The sequence below is a fragment of the Acetatifactor sp. genome (assembly GCF_982438285.1).
In genome coordinates this window covers 1-3669 of sequence record NZ_CEWDFQ010000310.1, presented here as the reverse complement: position 1 = coordinate 3669, position 3669 = coordinate 1, and the positions used below count along the sequence as shown (strand labels likewise).

General features: G+C 49.0%; 2 protein-coding genes. Both read left to right on the top strand.

Annotated elements, in window-relative coordinates; genetic code table 11:
• Nucleotides 1–1564, top strand: a 1564-nt coding sequence (locus AC1WIP_RS12995) for a 1,3-beta-galactosyl-N-acetylhexosamine phosphorylase N-terminal domain-containing protein (protein ID WP_481142225.1), incomplete at its 5' end; no start/stop codon positions are given.
• Nucleotides 1565–1771: 207 nt separating this feature from the next.
• Nucleotides 1772–3445, top strand: coding sequence for a M3 family oligoendopeptidase (locus AC1WIP_RS12990; protein WP_481142224.1), 1674 nt, complete (start codon nt 1772–1774; stop codon nt 3443–3445).
• Nucleotides 3446–3669: the final 224 nt, after the last annotated feature.

The window sequence follows — 3669 nt, the reverse complement described above, 5'->3', positions numbered from 1 at the left end:
GAATTGGTGTGAGACCCACCCGGATACCACAGTGGTGCGCTTTACCTCCATGTTTTATAATTTTGTGTGGATTTGGGGCAGCAGCGAAAGAAACCGCAATCTTTTCTCGGATTGGGGCTCCTACGATTTTACGGTGAGCAGCCGGGCCTTGAATGAATTTGAAAAGAAGTACGGCTATGCCATGACCGCTGAGGACTTTATCAACAAGGGCAACCTCCATGTGACACATATGCCGGGAAACAGGAAAAAGGCCGACTGGATGGAATTTATCAATGATTTTGTGATTTCCTTTGGAAAAAAGCTCATTGATCTGGTGCACAGCTACGGAAAAAAGGCTTATGTGTTTTACGACGACAGCTGGGTGGGCGTGGAGCCTTACAACGGACGGTTTCAGGAGTTTGGGTTTGACGGCTTGATCAAATGTGTATTTTCAGGATACGAGGCAAGGCTCTGTGCGGGCGTGGATGTGCCCACCCACGAGCTGCGCCTGCACCCCTATCTGTTCCCCGTGGGACTGGGGGGTGCACCTACCTTTATGGAGGGAGGAAATCCCACCCTGGATGCCAAAAAATATTGGAACAGTGTGAGAAGGGCTCTGCTTCGGGCTAAAATTGACCGTATCGGCCTGGGCGGCTATCTGCATCTGGTGGAGCCTTATCCTGATTTCTGCGATTACATAGAAAAGGTGTCGGATGAATTTCGGCTGATACGCTCCTTCCATGAGAAGGGCAGACCCTATACCATCAAGACAAGGGCAGCGGTGCTGCACAGCTGGGGAGCGCTGCGCTCCTGGACGCTTTCCGGCCATTTTCATGAAACCTATATGCACGATCTGATCCATATCAACGAGGCTCTTTCCGGGCTGCCTATAGAGGTAAGCTTTCTTTCCTTTGAGGATGTAAAGAAGGGCGCGCTGGAGGATGTGGATGTAGTGATCAACGCCGGTTATGCAGGCAGTGCATGGAGCGGAGGAGACGCCTGGAGAGACGAGGAGCTGGTGACTGCGCTTACAAAATGGGTGTATCAGGGCGGCGTCTTTCTGGGAGTCAACGAACCCTCGGCTGTACAGGGATATGACAATTATTTCCGCATGGCCCATGTGCTGGGTGTGGATGAGGATACGGGCGCCAGGGTCTGCCATGGAAGATGGACCTTTGAGCCTTCTGACAGTGAGCATATCCTTCCCAGGGGGGCAAGGGTTTTGCCCAAGGAGAACCGGTATCTCACGGACGGCCAGGCAAGGGTGCTTTTGGCCCAGGATGACAAGCCCTTAGTGACCGTTCATGATTTCGGGAAGGGCAAGGGCATTTATCTGGCCTCCTTCCAGGTAAACCCGGAGAACACCCGTATGCTTTATCAGCTGATCCGCTATGCCGGAGGGGAGGGCGTAAGCGGCTTGTATATGACTGATAATCTCTATACGGAATGTGCCTACTATCCTGAGAGCCGTAAGCTGGTAGTGATCAACAACAGCGAAGAGGAACAGACCACAACCATTCCCACCCATGTGGGAGATAAGACGGTGACCATCGGGGCGTATGACACCATTTTTATGGAGCTGTAGAGGGAATTTGTTTTGTTTGAAAAAGGATTCTATTTTTTAAGGGAGCGCTGCGGATGCGGCGCTCCTTTTTTCGAAAAAGTTTCCCGCATGATTTACAGTGCCCACGGAATACTGTACAATAGATTCATTGAAAAAAGGGAAGAGGGAAGGAACAGATACCCCTTTGGATTGGAGGAAGCTGCTTACGCGGCAGAAAGAGAGGAAAAAATGAAATTTCAGGATATGCCATATGAACGTGTGGACTTTGCACAGGTGGAAGCGGAAATGAAAGAGCTGATGAAGGAGTTTGAGGAGGCAGAAAGCGGGGAGGCCCAGTTTGCCGTGCACCAGAAATACTATGCCCTGACGGACCGGGTGTCCACCCTGATGACCATCGCACAGATACGTTTTGACGGGGATACCAGCGATGAATTTTATGATAAGGAGCATCAATATTATGATGAAAAGGGCCCCTTTTACAGCAATCTCGTGCTGGAATACCAGAAGAAGCTGTATGCCTCCCCTTATAGAGCGTATCTGGAGGAAAAAATAGGGCCTGTGGCCTTCAAAAATATGGAGCTGGCCCAGAAATCCATGAATGAAAAGATTATCCCCCTGATGCAGGAGGAAAACAGCCTTACCATGGAGTATGACAAGCTGATCGCCAAGGCCAGGATTGCCTTTGACGGCAAGGAACTGAATCTGTCCCTTCTGCGCCCTTATCTGATCAGCCCGGACCGGGCGGTGCGGGCGAAGGCATGGGAGAGGATGAGCGCCTTTTTTGAAGAGAATGCGGACAAGCTGGATGAAATTTTTGACAGGCTGGTAAAGAACAGAACCAGACAGGCAAAAGAGATGGGATATGAAAATTATCTGGAGCTTGGTTACTTTCGCATGAACCGAAACTGCTACGGCAGAGAAGAGGTGGAGGCTTTCCGAAAACAGATCAAAGAATATTTTGTGCCCTTTGCAGAAAGGCTCCATGAACAGAGAAGAAAGCGCCTGGGGCTTGACAAGCTGAGCTTTATAGACGAACAGGTTTACTTTGCCCAGGGAAATCCTGCGCCCACGGGCTCTCCGGAGGAAATCCTGAAGGCGGGACAGAGGATGTATGAAGAGCTGTCCCCGGAGACTAAGGAATTTTTTGATTTTATGATGGAAAACCAGCTTTTTGATGTGCTTGGCAGAAAAAACAAAAGGGCCGGAGGTTATATGACCTATCTGCCCTTGTATGGAGCGCCTTTTATTTTTGCCAATTTCAACGGAACCAGCGGGGATGTGGATGTGATTACCCATGAGTGCGGTCATGCCTTTCAGGGTTATCTTTCCGGCAAGGACCCGATCAGAGAGCATGGGGATATCGGTATGGAGACGGCGGAAATCCACTCCATGTCCATGGAATTTTTTGCGGAAAGGTGGATGCCTCTGTTTTTTGGAGACAAGGCCCAGGATTATGTGACAATGCACCTGGAGGATGCGGCTGCGTTTATTCCTTACGGCTGCATGGTGGATGAATTTCAGCATATTGTGTATGAAAATCCCAATATGACTCCAAAGGAGAGAAAGGCGGCCTGGAGAGAGCTGGAAAAGGAGTATAAGCCCCATCTGGACTACGGGGAGGATCGGTTTTTCGGACAGGGAGGCTTCTGGCAGAAGCAGCTTCACATTTATGATTATCCCTTGTATTATATTGATTACTGTCTGGCTCAGACCTGCGCCTTGCAGTATAAGATAAAAATGGACGAGGATTTTAAGGGCGCCTGGGACAGCTATCTGAAGCTCTGTAAGCTTTCCGCCAGCGACTTTTACACGAACCTGCTCAAGGAGGCAGGATTGGAAAGTCCTTTTGAAGTGGGCTGCATCAAAAATATAGTGGAAAAACTTGAAAAATATGTGAAATAGCTTCACTTTTTGCCATAAATACGGTAAAATGAACAGTGCGCAAAAAACGCATAGCTGCTTTGCCGGAATTATGGCAGAGAAAATAGGAAGGAGACATTTCATCATGTCTAAAAAGGAAACTCAGAATACGGAACAGAAACAGGAAAAAATTATAACCAGTTATGACCGTAAAATGCAGAGGCGCGAGGAACAGAAGAAAAAGGAGCAGAGGGAAAGGCGTATCA

Excerpts from the sequence above, each read along its gene's own strand:
- AC1WIP_RS12990 (WP_481142224.1), top strand. The coding sequence starts at position 1,772 with ATGAAATTTCAGGATATGCCATATGAACGTGTGGACTTTGCACAGGTG.